We start from the raw sequence: 18,779 nt of genomic DNA on the forward strand, positions 1-18,779 counted from the left end.
GCGTGAGACACCATTGAAAGCTGGAGAAAGACCCATGACTCATACTGTGCGCCGCACTGCCGCGGCGTGTTCCATGATGCTGTGCGTCGCGGCGGCCCAGGCGGCCGACGACGTGCTGGAGCTCGACGAGGCCGCCGACGAGGGCATCCGGACCACCGGCGTGCTGCAGTTCGACGTGGCCCGCACCTACGCCCGCCCAGCCCACTGGTCGATGGCGCGGGCGCGGGCCGAGCTGACGGCCCAGGGCGGCAGCGAAGGGCTGAAGTGGAAGGTGTCGGGGCGCGCCGACGCCGATGCGGTATTCGGCATCGATTCGGGCTTCTACCCGGACGCGGTGCGCCGCGATCAGCAGTACCAGTTCGACCTGCGCGAGACCTACGTCGACTTCTCCGCCGGTGATGTGGACATCCGGCTCGGCCGGCAGCACATCGTGTGGGGCGAGATGGTCGGCCTGTTCTTTGCCGACGTGGTGTCGGCCCGCGACCTGCGGACCTTCTTCCTGCCGGAATTCGAGCAGCTGCGGATCCCCCAGTGGGCGGCGCGGGCCGAATACTATTTTGGCGAGACCCACGCCGAACTGGTGTGGATTCCCGTGCCCAGCTACGACCGGATCGGCAAGCCGGGCGCCGAGTTCTATCCGCTGCCCCAGGGCACGCGCGTGCGCGGCGAGGTCAAGCCCGACAACACCCCGGCCAACTCCAACTGGGGTGTCCGGCTGTCGCGGATGGTGGGCGGCTGGGATCTTTCCGGTTTCTACTACCGCAGCCTCGACGTGGCCCAGACCTTCTATCCGATCGGCAACGAGTTCCAGCCCCGCCACGACCGCATCACCCAGGTAGGCGGCACGATGGCCAAGGATTTCGGCGAGTTCGTGCTGAAGGGCGAGGCGGTGCATACGCGTGGGCGCAAGTTCAACACTTTCGATCCGTTTGCATACCAGGACGGCCTGGTGGCGCAGAGCACCGTCGATTACGCCTTTGGTGTCGACATCCCGGCCTTCAAGGATGGACGCGTCAACCTGCAGTATTTCGGGCGCCGCACCTTCGACTACGACCCGGCGATCGGTCTCGACCGCGTCGAGGACGGTGCCAGCATCCTGCTCAACACCAAGCTGACGCGGGGGTGGGAGGCTGAGATGTTGTACGTGTCGATGCTCAAGCGGACCGATTTCATGTTCCGGCCGCGGGTGATCTGGTCGGCTGCCAAGGACTTGCGGGTTGCCTTCGGCGTGGATGCTTTTGGTGGTGACACGGCAGGGGTTTTCGGCCGCTATTCGGGGCGTGACAGGGTATATACCGAGGCCCGCTGGTCCTTCTAGGACCCCTCGTCAATCGGATAACATCCGCGCCCGGCCTTGCTCCGTGTAGATTTTTAACGTCTTTGCATGGCGGAGTCATGTACCCTTTCCGGGAGGGGCGTGACGTTTTTCTCCGGGCCTGTGCAGCGTCTGCCGTAATATCCGGATGTTATCGTTCAAAGGCCCGAATACGGCTTTATTCAGGGGAAGTAGCTTATGAAACGTTTTCTAACGACAGGCGTGCTGGCCTGCGCCCTGGCAGGTCTGGCCGGCTGTGCCACGACCTTTCCACCGGCTCCGGCAACCGTTGACAACGCTGACTACAATTATCTGATCGGCCCCGGCGATAGCGTGAATATCGTGGTGTGGCGCAATCCGGAGCTGTCCATGTCGGTCGCCGTGCGGCCGGATGGCAAGATCACCGCGCCGCTGGTCGAGGATCTGCCGGCCGCGGGCCGTGACTCCACGACCCTGGCCCGCGAGATCGAGCAGGCGCTGGGCAAGTACATCCGTGACCCGGTCGTGACCGTGATCGTCGGCGGCTTCATCGGCCCGTACTCCCAGCAGATCCGCGTGGTCGGCGAGGCGGCCCGGCCGCAGACCCTGCCTTACCGCCAGAAGATGTCCGTGCTCGACGTGATGATCGCGGTCGGCGGCATCACCGATTTCGCCGACGGCAACCGGGCAACCCTGCTGCGCACCTCCGAAGGCAACAAACAGTACTCGGTCCGCCTCAAGGACCTCGTCAAGCGTGGCGACGTATCCGCCAACGTGGAGATGAAGCCGGGCGACGTCCTGATCATTCCTCAGAACTGGTTCTGAGCTTTCACTTGATTTACTCCCCGGCCTGAACGCCGGGGAGGCTGCATTCGGATTCTCCCAATGGAAGACATATTGAGACAGCTGTCGGTGATCCTCCGCAGCATGTGGCTCTATCGCTGGTGGGGCCTGGCGGCTGCCTGGATCGTTGGCCCGATTGCGGCGGCAGCGGTCTACCTGTTGCCCGATCGCTACGAGGCGTCGGCGCGCGTGTACGTGGACACCCAGTCCATCCTCAAGCCGCTGATGTCCGGTCTGGCCGTCCAGCCCAACGTCGATCAGCAGATCAACATCCTCAGCCGCACGCTGATCAGTCGTCCCAACGTGGAGAAATTGATCCGCATGGCCGACCTCGACCTCGCCGCCAAGAGCAAGGAGGAGCGGGAGGCCCTGATCGTCGCGGTCACGAAGGCCCTCCAGATCCGCGAAGCGGGTCGCGACAACCTGTACACCCTCGCCTACACCGATACCGACCCCCAGCGCGCCAAGCGGGTCGTCCAGTCGATGGTGTCGATCTTCGTCGAGTCCGGCCTGGGCGACAAGCGCAAGGATTCCGACACCGCCCGGCGCTTCATCGAAGAACAGATCAAGGCCTACGAACAGCGCCTGATCGAAGCCGAGAACAAGCTCAAGGAGTACAAGCTGCGCAACATCGGCACCGTGGGTAGCGGCGCGCCGGATTACTTCCGCAAGATGACCGAGGCCACCGAGCAGCTCAACCAGGCCCGGCTTGCGCTGCGCGAGGCCGAGAACTCCCGGGACGCGCTGAAGCGGCAGTTCACGGGTGAGGATTCCATGATCCTGCCCGAGCGCATGACCAGCGCGTCGCTGGCGGCGGTTTCCGTGCCCGAGCTCGACGGCCGCATCGACGCCCAGAAGAAATCCCTCGATGCCTTGCTCCTCAAATACACCGACCAGCACCCCGACGTGGTGGCGGCGCGCAAGCTCATCGAGGAACTCGAGGCCCAGAAGACCCAGGAGATCCAGATCCGCCGCAAGAGCGCCGGCAATGCCCCGGTGATGGCCGGGGGCGGCTCCAACGCGGTCGTGCAGCAGATGAAGATCTCGCTCGCCGAAGCGGAGGCCAACGTGGCGTCCCTGAAGGCGCGGGTCAGCGAATACGAGAGCCGGGTTCAGCAACTGTCGGCGGTGTCGCGCATGCAGCCCGAACTCGAGACCGAGTTCACCCAGCTCAACCGCGACTACGACGTCAACAAGAAAAACTACGATGCGCTGGTGGCCCGCCGCGAATCGGCCACCATGGCCGTCGAGATGGGCGCCACCTCGGGCGTTGCCGACTTCCGCCTGATCGATCCGCCGACGGTTCCCGCCAAGCCTTCGGCTCCCAACCGCCTGCTGCTGATGCCGGGCGCGGGTGCCCTGGCCTTGCTGCTGGGCGCGGCAATCAGTTTCCTGATCAGCCAGATCCGGCCGACCTTCTCCGACACGCAGGTGCTGCGCGACGTGACCGGGCTCGCCGTGCTGGGGACCGTGAGCATGATCGTCGATCCGGACAGGCTGCGGATTCAGCGTCGCGAACGGATCGTCTTCCTAGGCGGGATCGGCGCCCTGGTCGGCTTGTTTGGCGCAATGACTGTCTGGCTCCTGCTGGCCAGGATGGGGTGAGAGGCAAACATGAGCATTATTGAAAAAGCCGTCGAGCGGCTCGAACAGCTCCAGCGGGCGAATGCCGGACAAACGGCACCCGAGGCCGAAAAGCCGGCCGGAGCAGAACCCGCCCCGGCTCCCGCCGCGGTGTCGGCCTTTGCCGTCGAGCCGGTCAAGCCGGTAGCCGAAGCGGTCGTCATGCCGGCTCCCGCAGCCGCACCGGCAGCCGAGCCGGTTCAGGCACCGGCTCAGCCCGCCGCGCCGAAGCCCGCGGCCCGTGCGGGGGGCGCCGCCCAGACCGTCGAAATCGATCTCGATCGCCTCAATTCGATCGGCGTCGTGACCCCCAACGCGCCGCGCTCGCTGATCGGCGACGAGTTCCGGATCATCAAGCGTCCGCTGCTGCGCAACGTGCAGGGCAAGGGTGCGGCGGCGATCGACAACGCCAACCTGATCATGATCACGAGCTCGCTGCCGGGCGAGGGCAAGAGCTTCAGCTCCATCAACCTGGCCATCAGCATGGCGATGGAGCTCGACCACACGGTCCTGCTGATCGACGCGGACGTCTCGCGCCCGTCGGTCCTCAACATCCTCGGCCTGCCGCCCCGCAAGGGCCTGATGGACGTGCTGACCAACCCCGACATCCAGCTCGGCGACGTGCTCCTCCAGACCAACATCGAGAAGCTGCGTCTCCTGCCGGCGGGTACGCCCCATCCCCGGGCCACCGAGCTGCTGGCCAGCGATGCAATGAACAACCTGCTCGACGAGCTGGCCGAGCGGTACTCCGACCGGATCATCGTCTTCGACTCGCCGCCCCTGCTGGTGACCACCGAGTCCCGCGTGTTGGCGACCCACATGGGCCAGATCGTCATGGTGGTCGAGTCCAACAAGACCACCCAGGCGGCCGTCAAGCAGGCGCTGTCCACCATCGAGTCCTGTCCGGTGAAACTGATGCTCCTCAACAAGGCCGCCCACTCCGGGGCTGGTGCCTATGGCTACGGTTATGGCTACGGCTATGGTTATGGTTACGGCCACACGCAGAAGGAGAACGAGTGATCGCCCCGGTCTCAACCCGCTCCCGTCAGCCCGGTGCCTGGCGCCTCGCGGCTCTTTGCGCGCCCATCGGCCTGGTGGCGGCAGCGCCGGCCCTGGCCCAGCAGCAGACGCTCAAGGTCACGCCCTCCATCCGTCTCACCGAGACCATCACCGACAACGCGGGGCTGCGGCGTGACGGCCAGGGCCAGTCTGACTGGATCACCCAGATCAGCCCGGGCGTCAGCATCGATGCGCGCGGCTCCCGGGTGACCGGGGCGCTGTCGGTGTCTGCCAACGCCAACCATTACGCCAACGGTTCCCTGGCCGACTCGACCAACATGGCCCTCAGCGGCAAGGGCAAGATCACGGCCTGGGAGAATCGTCTGTACGTCGACCTCACGGGTTCGGTCACCCGCATGGCGACCTCCGTGTTCGGCGCCCGCCCTGCGGATTCCGTCACCGGCGCCAACCAGACCCAGGTGAGCGTCTTCAACGTCAGCCCCTACTTCACCACCCGTTTTGGTGAAACGGGGTCGGTGCAGTTGCGCTACACGCTGGGTGTCTCCGATTCCGGCAGCTCGGCGATGGCCCGGAGCACCGCCCAGACCTGGATGCTCGACGCCTCGGACCCGCGGATGACGGGCTTCCTGGGGTGGGGGTTCAATCTGCTCGATCGAACCAACGACAATGCCGCGTCGTCCCGCGTGCTCAAGCAGCAGACGGCACGCTTCACCGGCATGGCCCAGGTGGCGCCCGACTTCATGCTGCGCGCCATCGTCGGTTCGGAATCCAACAACTACCGCATCAGCAACCGCAGCAGCTCGATCTACGGCATGGGCGCCGACTGGACGCCGACGCCGCGTACCCGCGTCACTGCCACCGTCGAGGACCGCTTCTTCGGCACCGGCTACAGCCTGTCGGCCGATCACCGTTCCTCCCGGATGGCCTACCGGATCGGCTACAGCAAGGACGCCAGCACGACCAGCGGCGCGATGCTGGGCGCCTTGTCGCTCTACGATCTGCTGATGCTGCAGTACACGGCCCGTTATCCGGATTTCGCCGAGCGGGACGCCTACGTCCGGCAGCTCATCGAGAGCCAGGCACCGGGGATGGGCAACGTGATCGTCGGCGCCCAGTCGGTGCTCACCAACTCGACCTTCCTCGACAAGCGCCTGCAGATCGGCGCGACCTACGTGGGGCCGCGCGACTCCCTGGGCCTGGTGCTGTTCCAGTCGGAGCGGGACAGCCTGGTCGACCGCGATTACGCCGTCGGCAACGACCTGCAGACGGGTTCGCAACTTCGGACGACCGGAGCCTCCCTCACCTTCAGCCACCGGGTGACCGAGCAGACCAACTTCAACGCCTCCCTGACCTCCACCCGGAGCCGCAACCAGGGGAGCCTCACCCAGAGCTCCGACTCGCGGCTCCTGACCGCCGGCCTCACCTCCCGGCTGACGCCCAAGGCCACCGGTTCCCTGAACGCGCGGCGCAACGAGGGTTCTGCCACCACCGGCGACTACAGCGAGAACGCGCTGATCGGCAGCCTCGCAATCCAATTCTGAGCATCTCATGTACGAAGCCTACTTCGGGCTGCGGGGCAAGCCCTTCCAGCTCAACCCGGATCCTTCATTTTTCTACGGCAGTCGCGGCCATCGCCGTGCCATGGCCTATCTCGAATACGGGCTGCATCAGAACGAAGGCTTCATCGTCATCACCGGCGAGATCGGGGCAGGGAAGACCCTGCTGGTCCGCAGCCTCCTCGAAAAGCTCGACCCCAAGAAGATCGTCGCCGCCAACCTGGTGAGCACCCAGATCGACGCGAGCGACATCCTCCGGCTGGTGGCGGCCGCCTTCGGGATCCCCAGCAAGCACCTGACCAAGAGCGATCTGCTGCTCGCCATCGAGGCCTTCCTGGTGTCCACCACCGCGGCCGGCAAGCGCGCCCTGCTGATCGTCGACGAGGCCCAGAACCTCACGCCCCAGGCGGTCGAGGAGCTGCGCATGCTCTCCAACTTCCAGCTCGAGGACCACGCGCTGCTGCAGAGCTTCCTGGTGGGCCAGCCGGAGTTCCGCACCATCATGCAGAGCCCGGAGATGGTGCAGCTGCGCCAGCGGGTGATCGCCTCCTACCACCTGGGCCCGCTGGATCTGCTCGAAACCCAGGCCTATATCGAACACCGCCTGTCCTGCGTCGGCTGGAAGGGCAACCCCAGCTTCGATCAGGAGGCGATTCGCGAGATCTTCAACGTCAGCCAGGGGATCCCGCGGCGCATCAACGCCATCTGCGACCGCATCATGCTGGGCGCCTTCCTCGGCGAGCAGCGTCGGGTCAGCCTCGATCTGGTCAACCAGATCTCGACGGAGATGCGCGACGAGCAGGTCACGCCGGCGACGGTGCAGACCGACGCCTTCGCGGTGCAGCCCGCGGCGGCGGTTGTCGAGGCGCCGGCCCAGGCCCAGGTCCTCGACCTGCAGCGCCTGCTGGCCAACCCAGAGGCCGCGAAAGTACTGGCCGGAGCGGGCGAAGCCTTCGACACGGCACGCTTCGAGGAGCGCCTGGCGGTCATCGAGCGGACCCTGTCCACCACCCTCAACGCCCTCAGCCAGCTGCTCAAGTCAGCCCAGCAACAGGCCACTCAAACGGAAAACGGAGGGTCCGGCAAGTGAACGCCTCCACCGCCAAGGCCCGCGGTCCGATCGTCAATGCGCTGACGATCGACGTGGAAGACTATTTCCAGGTTTCCGCGCTGGCCGGCCATTTTCCCAAGGACAAGTGGAACTCCACCGAGTGCCGGGTCGAGCGCAACGTGCATCGCATCCTGGAGCTGATGCATCGCCACGGGGCGAAGGGCACCTTCTTCACCCTCGGCTGGATCGCCGAGCGCTACCCCAAGCTGATCCGTCTGATCGCCATGGAAGGGCATGAGATCGCCAGCCATGGCTACGGCCACGAGCGGGCCAGCGACCAGACGCCCGAAGCCTTCCTGGCCGACATCCAGCTGGCCAAGGTGGTGCTCGAGGACATCGCCGACTGCGAGGTGCGGGGCTACCGCGCGCCGAGCTTCTCGGTGGGCGACTCCAACCCCTGGGCCCACGACTGCATCGAGACGGCGGGCTACACCTACAGCTCCAGCGTCTATCCGGTCAAGCACGACCACTATGGCGTGCCGGATGCGCCGCGCTTCCCGTACACGGTCGCCAAGGGCCTGATCGAGATCCCCATCACCACGGTGCGCCGTTTCGGGCGCAACTGGCCGGTGGGCGGTGGTGGCTACTTCCGCCTGCTGCCTTACCCGGTCTCCGCCTGGGGCATACGCCAGGTCAATGCCGAAGACCGCCGTCCGGCGATCTTCTACTTCCATCCCTGGGAGATCGATCCCGGCCAGCCGGTGGTCAAGGAGGCGAGCGCCAAGACCCGCTTCCGCCACTACGTGAACCTGGAGCGCACCGAAGCGCGTCTTGAGCGCCTTCTGCAGGATTTCTCGTGGGGGCGGATGGACGAGGTGTTTCTCTCCGCTAACCGAACTTAACTCCGGGTTTTTCCATGGTTTCTGACGTAAAAGTACGCCCGTACGAGGCGGGTGATGACGCGCGCTGGAACGCCTTCGTGTTCGGCTGCCCGGACGCGACCTTCTTCCACCGCATCGAGTGGCGAGGCATCATGGAAGGGGTGTTCCGCCATCGCACCCATTACCTGCTCGCCGAGCGCGACGGGCAGATTGTCGCGGTGCTTCCGCTGGTCGAGGTCAAGAGCCGCCTGTTCGGCCATGCCATGACCTCGCTGCCCTTCGCCGTGTATGGCGGCATCGCCGGCACCGACGCCGAGGCCGTGGCGGCCCTCGACCAGGCCGCCGACGCCCTGTCGCGCAAGGCCGGGGTGCAGCACCTCGAATACCGCAATCTCGCTGAACGCCACCCCGAATGGCCGCGCCAGGAGGTCTACGTCACCTTCCGCAAGGAGATCCTCCCGGACGAAGAGGCCAACATGCTGGCGATCCCCCGCAAGCAGCGGGCGATGGTGCGCAAGGGCATCAAGAACGGGCTGGTCTGCGAGATCGACGCCAACGTCGACCGCTTCTTCGCGCTGTATGCCGACAACGTGCTGCGCCACGGCACGCCGGCGCTGCCGAAACGTTTCTTTGAAACCCTGATGCGGGTTTTCGGGCAGGATTGCGAGGTGATGACCGTCCTGTCGCCCGAGGGCAAGCCCCTCTCCACCGTCCTGACCTTTTATTTCCGCGACGAAGTCCTGCCTTACTACGCCGGCGACGACCTGGCCGCGCGGGATCTGGCCGCCAACGATTTCAAGTACTGGGAGCTGATGCGCCGCGCCTGCGCCCGGGGCTACAAGATCTTCGACTACGGCCGCAGCAAGGTCGGCACCGGCCCCTACAGCTTCAAGAAGAACTGGGGTTTCGAGCCGCAGCCCCTGTCCTACGAATACCGCCTCTACAAGCGCGACGAAGTGCCCCAGAACAACCCGCTCAACCCCAAGTACCGGGCCTTCATCGCCATGTGGCGGCGCCTGCCCCTGGCCGTGGCCAACGCGATCGGGCCGCACATCGTCCGCAACCTCGGGTGAGCGCCGGTGGCAGACGACCGCAGCCCGCTGCTCTACCTCGTTCATCGCATTCCTTTTCCGCCCAACAAGGGCGACAAGGTCCGCTCCTTCAACATCCTGCGTGAACTGGCCCGTCGGCACCGGGTCTTCCTCGGCACCTTCGTCGATCATCCGGACGACGAAGCCCACGTCGGCCGGCTCGCCGAATGGTGCGAGGCGAGCCACGTGGTGCGCCTCGACCCGCGCCTGTCGCGCGTCCTCAGCCTGCGCGGCCTCCTCGGCGGCGAGGCGCTCAGCCTGCCTTACTACCGCGATGCCGGCCTGATGCGCTGGGTGCGCGACGTGGTGGCCCGCCACGACATCCGGCAGGCGGTGGCCTTCTCCGGCCCGATGGCCCAGTACCTCGACGTGCCGGGCCTGACCCGGCGGGTGATCGACTTCTGCGATCTCGACTCCGCCAAATGGACCCAGTACGCCCCCGATCACCGCTGGCCGATGTCCTGGCTGTACCGGCGCGAGGGGCGCAAGCTCCTCGACTTCGAGCGCCGGGCCGCCGCCGCGAGCGACGCCAGCCTGTTCGTCACCGAGGCCGAGGCCAATCTCTTCCGGCAGGCCGCGCCCGAGGTGGCGGGGCGGGTCGGCGTGATGCAGAACGGCGTCGATTCGGAATATTTCAGTCCGGAGCACGGCTTCGACAACCCGTTCCCGCCGGGCGGGCCCGTGCTGCTGTTCACCGGCGCGATGGACTACTGGCCGAACATCGACGCGGTGGTGTGGTTTGCCGGCGAGCTGCTGCCCAAGGTGCGGCAGCATGTCCCTGACGCCCGCTTCTGGATCGTCGGCATGAACCCCGCGCCGGCGGTCCAGGCGCTGGCCGCCGAGGGCGTGGTGGTGACCGGCACGGTGCCCGACGTGCGCCCCTACCTGGCCCACGCCGACGTGATCGTCACGCCCCTGCGGATCGCCCGCGGAATCCAGAACAAGGTGCTCGAGGCGATGGCCATGGCGCAGCCGGTCGTGATTTCCTCGGCATCCGCCACCGGTCTCGAGGCCACGCCGGGGCAGGACTGTGAGATTGCCCACAGTGGGGATGAATTCGTATCGCGTATCGTGGGCTTGCTCGCTGATGTAATATTGCGATGCAGCATGGGCGCCGCCGCCCGCAAGCGGGTCGTCACCCGTTATAGTTGGGGGGCCCATTTGTCAGCCCTCGAAAAATTGCTGGATGCCGCGCCCGAAACCGCCGCGCAGCCCCACCCGAAAGCGTCATGACCGATTCCCGCCCCCTTGTGATCCATGTGGTTTTCAGCTTCGATGTCGGAGGCCTCGAGAACGGGATCGTGAATCTGCTCAACCACATGCCGGCGGAGCACTTCCGGCACATGATCGTCGCGCTGACCACCTGTGCGCCCGGCTTCACCCAGCGTGTGCGCCGCAGCGACGTGGAGTTCGTGTCGCTGCACAAGCCGCCGGGCCATGGTTTCACGCTCTTTCCGGTGTTGTTCCGGATGTTCCGCGATCTGAAGCCGGCGATCGTGCATACCCGCAACCTCGCCGCCCTCGAGATGCTCGTGCCGGCCTGGCTGGCGGGCGTGCCGGTGCGCATCCACGGCGAGCATGGCTGGGACCACAACGACCGCGAGGGCACCAACCGCAAGTACCAGCTGGTCCGCCGGGTCTATTCGGGGCTGGTGACCCGCTACGTGGCCCTGTCGCGCAAGATCCAGACTTACCTCCAGGACAAGGTGGGCATCGGGGCAGGGCGCATACGGCGCATCTGCAACGGCGTCGATGCCCGCCGGTTTTCCCCCGCCGCGGGGCGCCAGCCGCTGTCCGGCTCGCCGTTCAACGATCCGTCGCTGCGGGTGTTCGGCTCCGTGGGGCGCCTCCAGACCGTCAAGGGCCACGCCCACCTCATCCGTTCCTTCGCCGCCTTCGTGCGCGAGGACGCCGAGGCCGCGCGCGGGGCCCGCCTGGCGATCGTCGGCGGGGGCCCGCTCCATGCCGAACTCACCGCCCTCATCCAGGAAGAGGGGCTGGACGGCAAGGTCTGGCTGGCCGGCGAGCGCAGCGATGTTCCCGAGGTGATGCGCAGCTTCGACGTGTTCGTCCTGCCCTCCATCGCCGAGGGCATCTCCAACACCCTCCTCGAGGCGATGGCCTCGGGGCTGCCCGTGATCGCCACCGACGTGGGGGGCAACCCCGAGCTCGTCGATGCCGGGCGCACCGGCCTCCTGGCGCCCTCCGGCGACATCCCCAGGCTCGCGGCGGCGATGCGCCAGCTGTTCCACGCACCCGACGCGGCGGTCGAGATGGGGCGTGCGGGGAGGGCGCGTGTCCTCGCCGAGTTCAGCCTCGACGCCATGGTCGGTGCCTATCTCTCCCTCTATCGGGAGCTGGTCAGCGGTGTTTCCGCGCCGCGTGACCCCGCCGTTCAATCCCGCAAAGCGCTTCCCTGAAAGTAGAGACCATCCATGTGCGGTATCGCCGGCCTTTTTGACACCCGCGGCAGGCGCGACTTCGATCGCGGCCTGATGCAGCGGCTCAACGACATCCAGTTCCATCGCGGCCCGGACGAGGGCGACATCTACCTCGAACCCGGCGTGGCGCTGGGGCATCGCCGACTCTCGATCATCGATCTCTCCACCGGCCAGCAGCCGCTGTTCAACGAGGACGGTTCGGTGGCGGTCGTCTTCAACGGCGAGATCTACAACTACCAGGAGCTCGTGCCCGAGCTCGAGGCCCTCGGCCACGTCTTCCACACCCGCAGCGACACCGAGGTGATCGTCCATGCCTGGGAGTCGTGGGGCGAGGCCTGCGTGCAGCGCTTTCGTGGCATGTTCGCCTTCGGCCTGTGGGACCGCAACCGCCAGACCTTCTTCATGGCCCGCGACCGGATGGGCGTCAAGCCCCTGTACTACGCGCTGCTCGACGACGGCACGCTGGTGTTCGGCTCCGAGCTGAAGGTGCTGATGCAGCACCCGGGCCTTGACCGGCGCATCGACCCCCATGCGGTCGAAGAATACTTCGCCCTCGGCTACGTGGCCGAGCCGCGCACCATCTTCCAGGGCGCGCGCAAGCTGCAGCCGGCCGAGACCCTGTGCATCCGCCGCGGCGAGCCGATCCCCGCGCCCCGCAGCTACTGGGACGTGCGCTTCTCCCTCGACAACCCCATGTCGGTGGGCGACGCCTGCGCCGAGCTCACCGAGCGCCTGCGGGAGTCCGTGCGCCTGCGCATGATCTCCGACGTCCCCCTGGGCGCCTTCCTGTCCGGCGGCGTGGACTCCAGCGCGGTGGTGGCCACCATGGCGGGCATCTCCGGCGACCCGGTGAGCACCTGCTCCATCGCCTTCGACGACCCGGCCTTCAATGAATCCGAGTTCGCCAAGATGGTGGCCGACCGCTACCACACCCGGCACTTCGTCGAGACGGTCAAGTCCGACGACTTCGACCTCATCGACACCCTCGCCGCGCTCTACGACGAGCCCTACGCCGACAGCTCGGCGATCCCCACCTACCGGGTCTGCCAGCTCGCCCGCAAGCACGTCACCGTGGCGCTGTCCGGCGACGGCGGCGACGAGACCTTCGGCGGCTACCGGCGCTACCGCATGCACCTGATGGAAGAGAAGATGCGCAGCGCCATGCCGGCGGGCATCCGCCGGCCGGTGTTCGGGCTGCTCGGCCGGGTGTATCCCAAGGCCGACTGGGCGCCGCGCGTGTTCCGCGCCAAGACCACCTTCCAGGCCCTGGCCCGCGACTCGGTGCAGGCCTACTTCCACTCGGTGTCGATCCTGCGCGACGACATGCGGCGCAACCTGTTCTCCAGCAAGTTCCGCGCGGAGCTGGCCGGTTTCAACGCCATCGAGGTGTTCCGCCGCCACGCCGCCAACGCCCAGACTGACGACCCCCTGGCGCTGATCCAGTACCTCGACACCAAGACCTACCTGGTCGGCGACATCAACACCAAGGTCGACCGCGCCAGCATGGCCCATTCCCTCGAGGTGCGCGAACCGCTGATGGACCACAAGCTGGTCGAGTGGCTCGCCACGCTGCCCTCCGACCTCAAGATCAAGGGCCAGGAGGGCAAGTATCTCTTCAAGAAGTCGATGGAGCCCTACCTCCCGCGCGACGTGCTGTACCGCCCCAAGATGGGCTTCGCGGTGCCGCTGTCCCGCTGGTTCCGCGGCCCGCTCAAGCAGCGCGTGCGTGACGCCATCCTCGGCTCCACCCTCGCCGAAACCGGCATTTTCAACCGCGACTACCTCGAGCACCTGGTTGACGCCCACCAGTCCGGCGCCCGCGATTACAGCGCGCCGCTGTGGACCACCATGATGTTCGAAGCCTTCCTGCGAAACAGCCAGCGCCAGGCCAGCGTGCCCGCCGGCGTGGCAATGAGCCAGTAAATGCGCATCCTTCACGTTCTCGACCACTCGATCCCGCTGCATAGCGGCTACACCTTCCGTACCGCGGCGATCCTGCGCGAACAGCGCGCCCTCGGCTGGGAGACCTTCCATCTCACCTCGCCCAAGCAGGGCAAGACCGGAGCGCCCGTCGAGGACGTGGACGGGCTGCGCTTCCACCGCTCCGAGGTGCCGCCGCCCGGCCCGGCCGGGCTCAACGAGTGGCGCCTGATCCGCGCTACCGAAGCCCGCCTGCTGCAGCTGGCCCGCGAGCTGCGGCCCGACGTGATCCACGCCCACTCGCCGGTGCTCAACGCCATTCCGGCGATCCGCGTCGGTCGCAAGCTGGGGATTCCGGTGGTGTATGAGATCCGCGCCTTCTGGGAGGACGCCGCGGTCGATCACGGCACCACCTCCGAGGGCAGCCTGCGCTACCGCGCCACCCGCGCCCTCGAGACCTGGGCGATCAAGCGCGTCGACCACGTGTTCACGATCTGCGAGGGGCTGCGCCGCGACATCCTTGCCCGCGGCATCGCCGAATCGAAAGTCACCGTCATCCCGAACGCTGTCGATGTCGAGGGGTTCCAGCTCTCCGGCGCGCCGGATGACGCCCTCAAGGCCCGGCTGGGCCTGGCCGGCCGCACCGTGCTGGGTTTCGTCGGCTCGTTCTATGCCTACGAGGGCCTTGACCTGCTCCTCGACGCGTTTGCCGCGATGCACGCCAGCCAGCCCGACCTGCGCGTGCTGCTGGTCGGCGGCGGCCCCCAGGACGCCAATCTCAAGGCCCAGGCCGAGCGGCTGGGCATCGCCGGCAAGGTGGTGTTCACCGGCCGCGTGCCCCACGCCGAGGTGAGCCGCTACTACGACCTCATCGACCTGCTGGCCTACCCGCGCCACTCGATGCGCCTCACCGAGCTGGTCACCCCGCTGAAGCCCCTGGAAGCCATGGCCCAGGGCCGGATCTTCGTCGCGTCGGACGTGGGCGGCCACCGGGAGCTGATCCGCGACGGCGAGACCGGGCGGCTGTTCGCTGCCGGGCAGGTTCCGGCGCTGGTCGCCACCCTCCAGGACATGCTCGCCCACCGCGACCGCTGGCCCGCGATGCGTACCGCCGGCCGCCATTTCGTCGAGGACGTCCGCAACTGGAAGAACAGCGTCGCCAACTACAAGGCCGTCTATGCGCGGCTGGCGCTGAAGGCGGCGGCATGAAATTCTCCGACCTCCGCATCGTCCTCGTGGGCCCCTTGCCGCCCCCCGCCGGCGGCATGGCCAACCAGACGCGCCAGCTCGGCGAGCTGCTGCGCCAGGAGGGCGCCCAGGTGGAGGTCGTGCAGGTCAATGCGCCGTACCGTCCGGCCTGGGCCGAGAAGCTCAAGGGCGTGCGGGCGCTGTTCCGGCTGGCGCCCTACGTGGCACACCTGTGGCGGGCCGCGGGACGCGCCAACCTGATGCACGTGATGGCCAACTCGGGCTGGTCGTGGCACCTCTTCGCGGCGCCGGCGATCTGGATCGGCAGCCTGCGCGGCACGCCGGTGGTCGTCAATTACCGCGGGGGCGAGGCCGAACCCTTCCTGCGGCGCTCCGCCGATCGCGTGCGGGCGACGATGGGCCGCGCGGCAATGCTGGTCCTCCCCTCGGGCTTTCTGAAGGACGTCTTCGGGCGTTTCGGCATGGAAGGGCGGATCGTCTCCAACATCATCGACCTGTCGCGCTTCCGTCCGTCCGACCCGGGCCGTCGGCCGGCCGCCCACATCGTGGTGGCCCGCAACCTCGAAACCATCTACGGCATCGATACCGCGCTGCGCGCCTTCGCCCGCATCGCCGCGGCACGGCCCGAGGCGGTGCTGTCGGTGGCCGGCACCGGCCCCCAGGCCGGCGAGCTCCAGGCCCTCGCCCGGGAGCTGGGCGTGGCCGACAAGGTGCGCTTCACCGGGCGCCTCGACCGCGACCAGATGGCGGCGCTGTACCGCGACGCCGACCTCACCCTCAACCCGAGCCGGGTGGACAACATGCCCAACTCGGTGCTCGAGGCCCTGGCCAGCGGCGTGCCGACCGTGACCACCGACGTGGGCGGCATTCCGTACATCGTCGAGCATGACGTCACCGCGCTGATGGTGCCGCCCGACGATCCGCAGGCGATGGCCGAGGCGGCCTTGCGCTGTCTCAATGATCCCGGGCTGGCAGCCCGGCTGAGCCAGGCAGGGCAGGCCGACGTGCGCCGCTACGCCTGGTCGGCCGTCAGGAACGAACTGCTCGCCGCGTACGCCGATGCCAGCGCCGCGGCGCGGCGTCGCAAGTAGGAACCAGAAAAATGTCCGATCTGTATACCCGATTCGTCTCGAACGTCGTCTTTCCGCTCCAGGAGCGCCTCAAGAAGCACGACACCGTCGCCGTGCGCGACCGGATGGAAGCGTCCCAGTGGTGGCCCCGGGAACGCATCATCGAACAGCAGACGGAGCGGCTGAGGGGCTTCCTGGGCGACATCGGCACCCACGTGCCGTACTACCGCGAACTCTTCGCGCGCACCGGCTTCGATCCGCGCCAGGTGCGCGGCACGGCCGACCTGCAGGCGCTGCCCTTCCTCACCAAGTCGGTGATCAAGCAGAACAGCGACGCCCTGCGCGCCGCCGACGCCCGCGGGCTGGCCCGGTTCAACACCGGCGGCTCCAGCGGCGAGCCGCTGATCTTCTTCATCGGCACCGAGCGCGTCACCCACGACGTGGCGGCCAAATGGCGCGCCACCCGCTGGTGGGACGTGGACATCGGCGACCCCGAGATCGTGGTGTGGGGCTCGCCGATCGAGCTCGGCACCCAGGACAAGGTCCGCCTGATCCGTGACCGGCTGATGCGCACCGAGCTGCTGCCGGCCTTCGAGATGTCCGACGCCAAGGTCGAGGGCTTCATCGCGCGCATCCGGGAGGCGCGCCCGCGCATGGTGTTCGGCTACCCGTCGGCGATCAGCCACATCGCCGGCTACGCCGAGAAAAAAGGCATTCGCCTCGACGACCTCGGCGTGAAGGTGGTCTTCGTGACCTCCGAGCGTCTCTACGACCACCAGCGCGAGATCATCAGCCGGCTCTTCGCCTGCCCGGTGGCCAACGGCTACGGCGGGCGCGACGCCGGCTTCATTGCCCATGCCTGTCCGTCGGGCTCGATGCACATCACCGCCGAGGACATCATCGTCGAGATCATCGACGGGGAAGGGCGGGTCCAGCCGCCGGGCGTGTCCGGCGAGATCGTCGTGACGCATCTCGCGACCCGCGACTATCCGTTCGTGCGTTATCGCACGGGTGATGTCGGTGTCCTGAGTGAAGATCCTTGCCCCTGCGGCCGCGGTCTGCCGGTTCTCAGCGAGATCCAGGGTCGCAGCACCGATTTCGTCATCGCCGCGGATGGCACCGTGATGCATGGCCTTGCGCTGATTTATGTTCTTCGGGATATTCCGGGGGTGGCGTCCTTCAAGATCGTCCAGGAGACGACCGCGCTCACCACGGTGTTCGTCGTGCCGGGGCCGCTCTTCGAGGCAGCCGATGTCGGACGCATCCAGGAGGGCCTCAAGCGGAGGCTGGGGGCGTCGGTGACGATCGACGTGAAGGTCGTCGACACGGTGCCGGCGGAGGCGTCCGGAAAATTCCGGTATGTGACCAGTCGCGTCGCGGCCTGATCCTTTTGAGTCCATCCTTTGGCGGAGCTGATGATTGTGTGGGGCGATGTGAGTGCGTGATCTACTGGTAACCCTCCTGTTCTGTTACGGTGGGATCAAGGCTTTGCGGTATCCCTTCATAGCGGCCCTGCTGTGGACGTGGATCGGCCTGATGAACCCCCACCGCCTTGGCTGGGGGTTTGCCTACAACCTTCCCTTCGCGATGATCTCCGTCGGGCTGCTGGTCATCAGCATGATGGCCCACCCGAAGCTGGTGCGCTGGCCCTCGAGCGGGCCGGTGAAGGTTCTCGTGTGCTTCCTGGCCTGGATGGGAATCACCACCCTGGCCGCCTTCCACGTGCCCGAGAGCGCCACCAGCTACGTCAACGTGCTGAAGGTGCTGGGCGTGACCCTGCTCGTCGGGTGCGTGATCCGCACCCGCGAGGAAATCCTCGCCTTCATTGCGGTCACCGTGCTGTCGGTGGCCTTCTTCGGCATCAAGGGGGGCGCCTTCACCCTGATGACCGGGGGCGCCTACCGGGTGTGGGGCCCGCCCGACAGCGTGATCGCCGACAACAACGAGCTGGCAATCGCGCTGGTGGTGTCGATCCCGCTGCTCTACTACCTGATCCTGCGGGCCGAGGAGCTGGTGAAGTTGCCGATGATGTCGCGCCTGAGCCCTAAATGGATCAAGCGCTTCCTGTTCGTCAGCATCGGCCTGTGCGCGGCGTCGGTGCTCGGCAGCCATTCCCGGGGCGCGATGCTGGCGATGTCGTCGATGGCCGTCGTGCTGTGGTGGCGCAGCAAGTCCAAGCTCACCATCGGCATCGTGCTGCTGCTGCTCGCCCCGGCGCTGATCATGTTCATGCCCTCCGAGTGGGGTGAGCGGATGGGCACCATCAAGACCTACGATTCCGACGCTTCGGCGATGGGGCGCCTGAACGCCTGGGGCATGGCGATCAACATCGCCAACAGCCGCATCGTCGGTGCCGGCTTCGCAACCGACACGCCCTTCGTCTATCACATGTTCGCGCCCAACGCGAACGAGGTGCTGGTGGCCCACAGCATCTACTTCCAGGTGCTGGGCCAGCACGGCTACATCGGGCTCGCCCTGTTCCTGACCTTCTGGATCCTGACCTACCGGACCGCCGGGCGCCTGATGAAGCTGGGGCGCGGGCATCCCGACCTGGTCTGGGTCACGGAGCTCGGCGCGATGATGAAGGTCAGCGTGATCGGCTTTGCCGTGGGGGGCGCCTTCCTCAACCTGGCGTTCTGGGACATGCCCTACTACCTCATGATCATTCTCGTCGTCACCGAGAAATGGGCCAAGGGCATCCTCGGCGAACAAAAGGCCGCGGCGCCCGGCGACGCTCCCGGCCTGAAGAGCGGGGGCCCGCTGGCGACCTCCTGATAACC

At 67.0% G+C, this 18,779-nt stretch carries 15 protein-coding genes; all 15 read left to right on the plus strand.

Annotated features, from left to right (window positions below; all coding sequences use genetic code 11):
• The first annotated feature begins 34 nt into the window (after positions 1 to 34).
• The 15 genes from ACE3OU_RS05085 to ACE3OU_RS05155 all read left to right on the plus strand — a co-directional run bounded on the left by ACE3OU_RS05085 (position 35) and on the right by ACE3OU_RS05155 (position 18,774).
• Positions 35 to 1,318, plus strand: coding sequence for a DUF1302 family protein (locus ACE3OU_RS05085; RefSeq protein ID WP_374240455.1), 1,284 nt, complete (start codon positions 35 to 37; stop codon positions 1,316 to 1,318).
• 195 nt (positions 1,319 to 1,513) lie between these two features.
• Positions 1,514 to 2,119 (plus strand): XrtA/PEP-CTERM system exopolysaccharide export protein, encoded by a 606-nt coding sequence (locus ACE3OU_RS05090; protein ID WP_374240456.1) that lies wholly within the window; start codon positions 1,514 to 1,516, stop codon positions 2,117 to 2,119.
• Between the two features lie 60 nt (positions 2,120 to 2,179).
• Positions 2,180 to 3,742, plus strand: a complete 1,563-nt coding sequence (locus tag ACE3OU_RS05095; RefSeq protein WP_374240457.1) for an XrtA system polysaccharide chain length determinant — start codon at positions 2,180 to 2,182, stop codon at positions 3,740 to 3,742.
• Positions 3,743 to 3,751: 9 nt separating this feature from the next.
• The gene (locus ACE3OU_RS05100) at positions 3,752 to 4,780 is read left to right on the plus strand and encodes an XrtA-associated tyrosine autokinase (protein ID WP_374240458.1); all 1,029 of its coding nucleotides are present in this window, start codon (positions 3,752 to 3,754) and stop codon (positions 4,778 to 4,780) included.
• A complete protein-coding gene (locus ACE3OU_RS05105; RefSeq protein ID WP_374240459.1) occupies positions 4,777 to 6,321 on the plus strand; it encodes a TIGR03016 family PEP-CTERM system-associated outer membrane protein in 1,545 nt (514 codons plus the stop codon). The genes ACE3OU_RS05100 and ACE3OU_RS05105 overlap by 4 nt, the downstream gene beginning before the upstream one ends.
• 7 nt (positions 6,322 to 6,328) lie before the next feature.
• Positions 6,329 to 7,426 carry an XrtA/PEP-CTERM system-associated ATPase gene (locus ACE3OU_RS05110; protein WP_374240460.1) on the plus strand — a complete coding sequence of 366 codons (1,098 nt, stop codon included), beginning with the start codon at positions 6,329 to 6,331 and terminating at the stop codon, positions 7,424 to 7,426.
• Positions 7,423 to 8,289, plus strand: a complete 867-nt coding sequence (locus ACE3OU_RS05115; protein ID WP_374240461.1) for an XrtA system polysaccharide deacetylase — start codon at positions 7,423 to 7,425, stop codon at positions 8,287 to 8,289. The genes ACE3OU_RS05110 and ACE3OU_RS05115 overlap by 4 nt, the downstream gene beginning before the upstream one ends.
• A gap of 14 nt (positions 8,290 to 8,303) precedes the next feature.
• On the plus strand, positions 8,304 to 9,341 hold the full coding sequence (locus tag ACE3OU_RS05120; protein WP_374240462.1) for a FemAB family XrtA/PEP-CTERM system-associated protein: 1,038 nt from the start codon (positions 8,304 to 8,306) through the stop codon (positions 9,339 to 9,341).
• A gap of 6 nt (positions 9,342 to 9,347) precedes the next feature.
• Positions 9,348 to 10,592, plus strand: a complete 1,245-nt coding sequence (locus ACE3OU_RS05125) for a TIGR03087 family PEP-CTERM/XrtA system glycosyltransferase (RefSeq protein WP_374240463.1) — start codon at positions 9,348 to 9,350, stop codon at positions 10,590 to 10,592.
• Positions 10,589 to 11,779 (plus strand): TIGR03088 family PEP-CTERM/XrtA system glycosyltransferase, encoded by a 1,191-nt coding sequence (locus ACE3OU_RS05130; protein WP_374240464.1) that lies wholly within the window; start codon positions 10,589 to 10,591, stop codon positions 11,777 to 11,779. The genes ACE3OU_RS05125 and ACE3OU_RS05130 overlap by 4 nt, the downstream gene beginning before the upstream one ends.
• Before the next feature lie 15 nt (positions 11,780 to 11,794).
• Positions 11,795 to 13,723, plus strand: coding sequence for an XrtA/PEP-CTERM system amidotransferase (locus tag ACE3OU_RS05135; protein ID WP_374240465.1), 1,929 nt, complete (start codon positions 11,795 to 11,797; stop codon positions 13,721 to 13,723).
• Positions 13,724 to 14,929: a TIGR04063 family PEP-CTERM/XrtA system glycosyltransferase gene (locus tag ACE3OU_RS05140; protein WP_374240466.1), complete on the plus strand. Its 1,206-nt coding sequence runs from the start codon at positions 13,724 to 13,726 to the stop codon at positions 14,927 to 14,929.
• Positions 14,926 to 16,020 (plus strand): glycosyltransferase family 4 protein, encoded by a 1,095-nt coding sequence (locus ACE3OU_RS05145; RefSeq protein WP_374240467.1) that lies wholly within the window; start codon positions 14,926 to 14,928, stop codon positions 16,018 to 16,020. Before ACE3OU_RS05140 ends, ACE3OU_RS05145 begins: the two co-directional genes overlap by 4 nt.
• An 11-nt stretch (positions 16,021 to 16,031) precedes the next feature.
• Complete coding sequence (locus tag ACE3OU_RS05150) at positions 16,032 to 17,384, plus strand: phenylacetate--CoA ligase family protein (protein WP_374240468.1); 1,353 nt, start codon at positions 16,032 to 16,034, stop codon at positions 17,382 to 17,384.
• Positions 17,385 to 17,436: 52 nt separating this feature from the next.
• Entirely contained in the window at positions 17,437 to 18,774 is a 1,338-nt protein-coding gene (locus tag ACE3OU_RS05155; protein WP_374240469.1) for a putative O-glycosylation ligase, exosortase A system-associated, read from the plus strand.
• Positions 18,775 to 18,779 lie beyond the last annotated feature (5 nt).

Source organism: Zoogloea sp., assembly GCF_041908905.1.
Classification (GTDB): domain Bacteria; phylum Pseudomonadota; class Gammaproteobacteria; order Burkholderiales; family Rhodocyclaceae; genus Zoogloea.

Bases quoted from the DNA above. Each gene is read 5' to 3' on its own strand.
- ACE3OU_RS05085 (WP_374240455.1), top strand. From the start codon at position 35: ATGACTCATACTGTGCGCCGCACTGCCGCGGCGTGTTCCATGATGCTG.
- ACE3OU_RS05090 (WP_374240456.1), top strand. From the start codon at position 1,514: ATGAAACGTTTTCTAACGACAGGCGTGCTGGCCTGCGCCCTGGCAGGT.
- ACE3OU_RS05095 (WP_374240457.1), top strand. From the start codon at position 2,180: ATGGAAGACATATTGAGACAGCTGTCGGTGATCCTCCGCAGCATGTGG.
- ACE3OU_RS05100 (WP_374240458.1), top strand. From the start codon at position 3,752: ATGAGCATTATTGAAAAAGCCGTCGAGCGGCTCGAACAGCTCCAGCGG.
- ACE3OU_RS05110 (WP_374240460.1), top strand. From the start codon at position 6,329: ATGTACGAAGCCTACTTCGGGCTGCGGGGCAAGCCCTTCCAGCTCAAC.
- ACE3OU_RS05120 (WP_374240462.1), top strand. From the start codon at position 8,304: ATGGTTTCTGACGTAAAAGTACGCCCGTACGAGGCGGGTGATGACGCG.
- ACE3OU_RS05130 (WP_374240464.1), top strand. From the start codon at position 10,589: ATGACCGATTCCCGCCCCCTTGTGATCCATGTGGTTTTCAGCTTCGAT.
- ACE3OU_RS05135 (WP_374240465.1), top strand. From the start codon at position 11,795: ATGTGCGGTATCGCCGGCCTTTTTGACACCCGCGGCAGGCGCGACTTC.
- ACE3OU_RS05140 (WP_374240466.1), top strand. From the start codon at position 13,724: ATGCGCATCCTTCACGTTCTCGACCACTCGATCCCGCTGCATAGCGGC.
- ACE3OU_RS05145 (WP_374240467.1), top strand. From the start codon at position 14,926: ATGAAATTCTCCGACCTCCGCATCGTCCTCGTGGGCCCCTTGCCGCCC.
- ACE3OU_RS05150 (WP_374240468.1), top strand. From the start codon at position 16,032: ATGTCCGATCTGTATACCCGATTCGTCTCGAACGTCGTCTTTCCGCTC.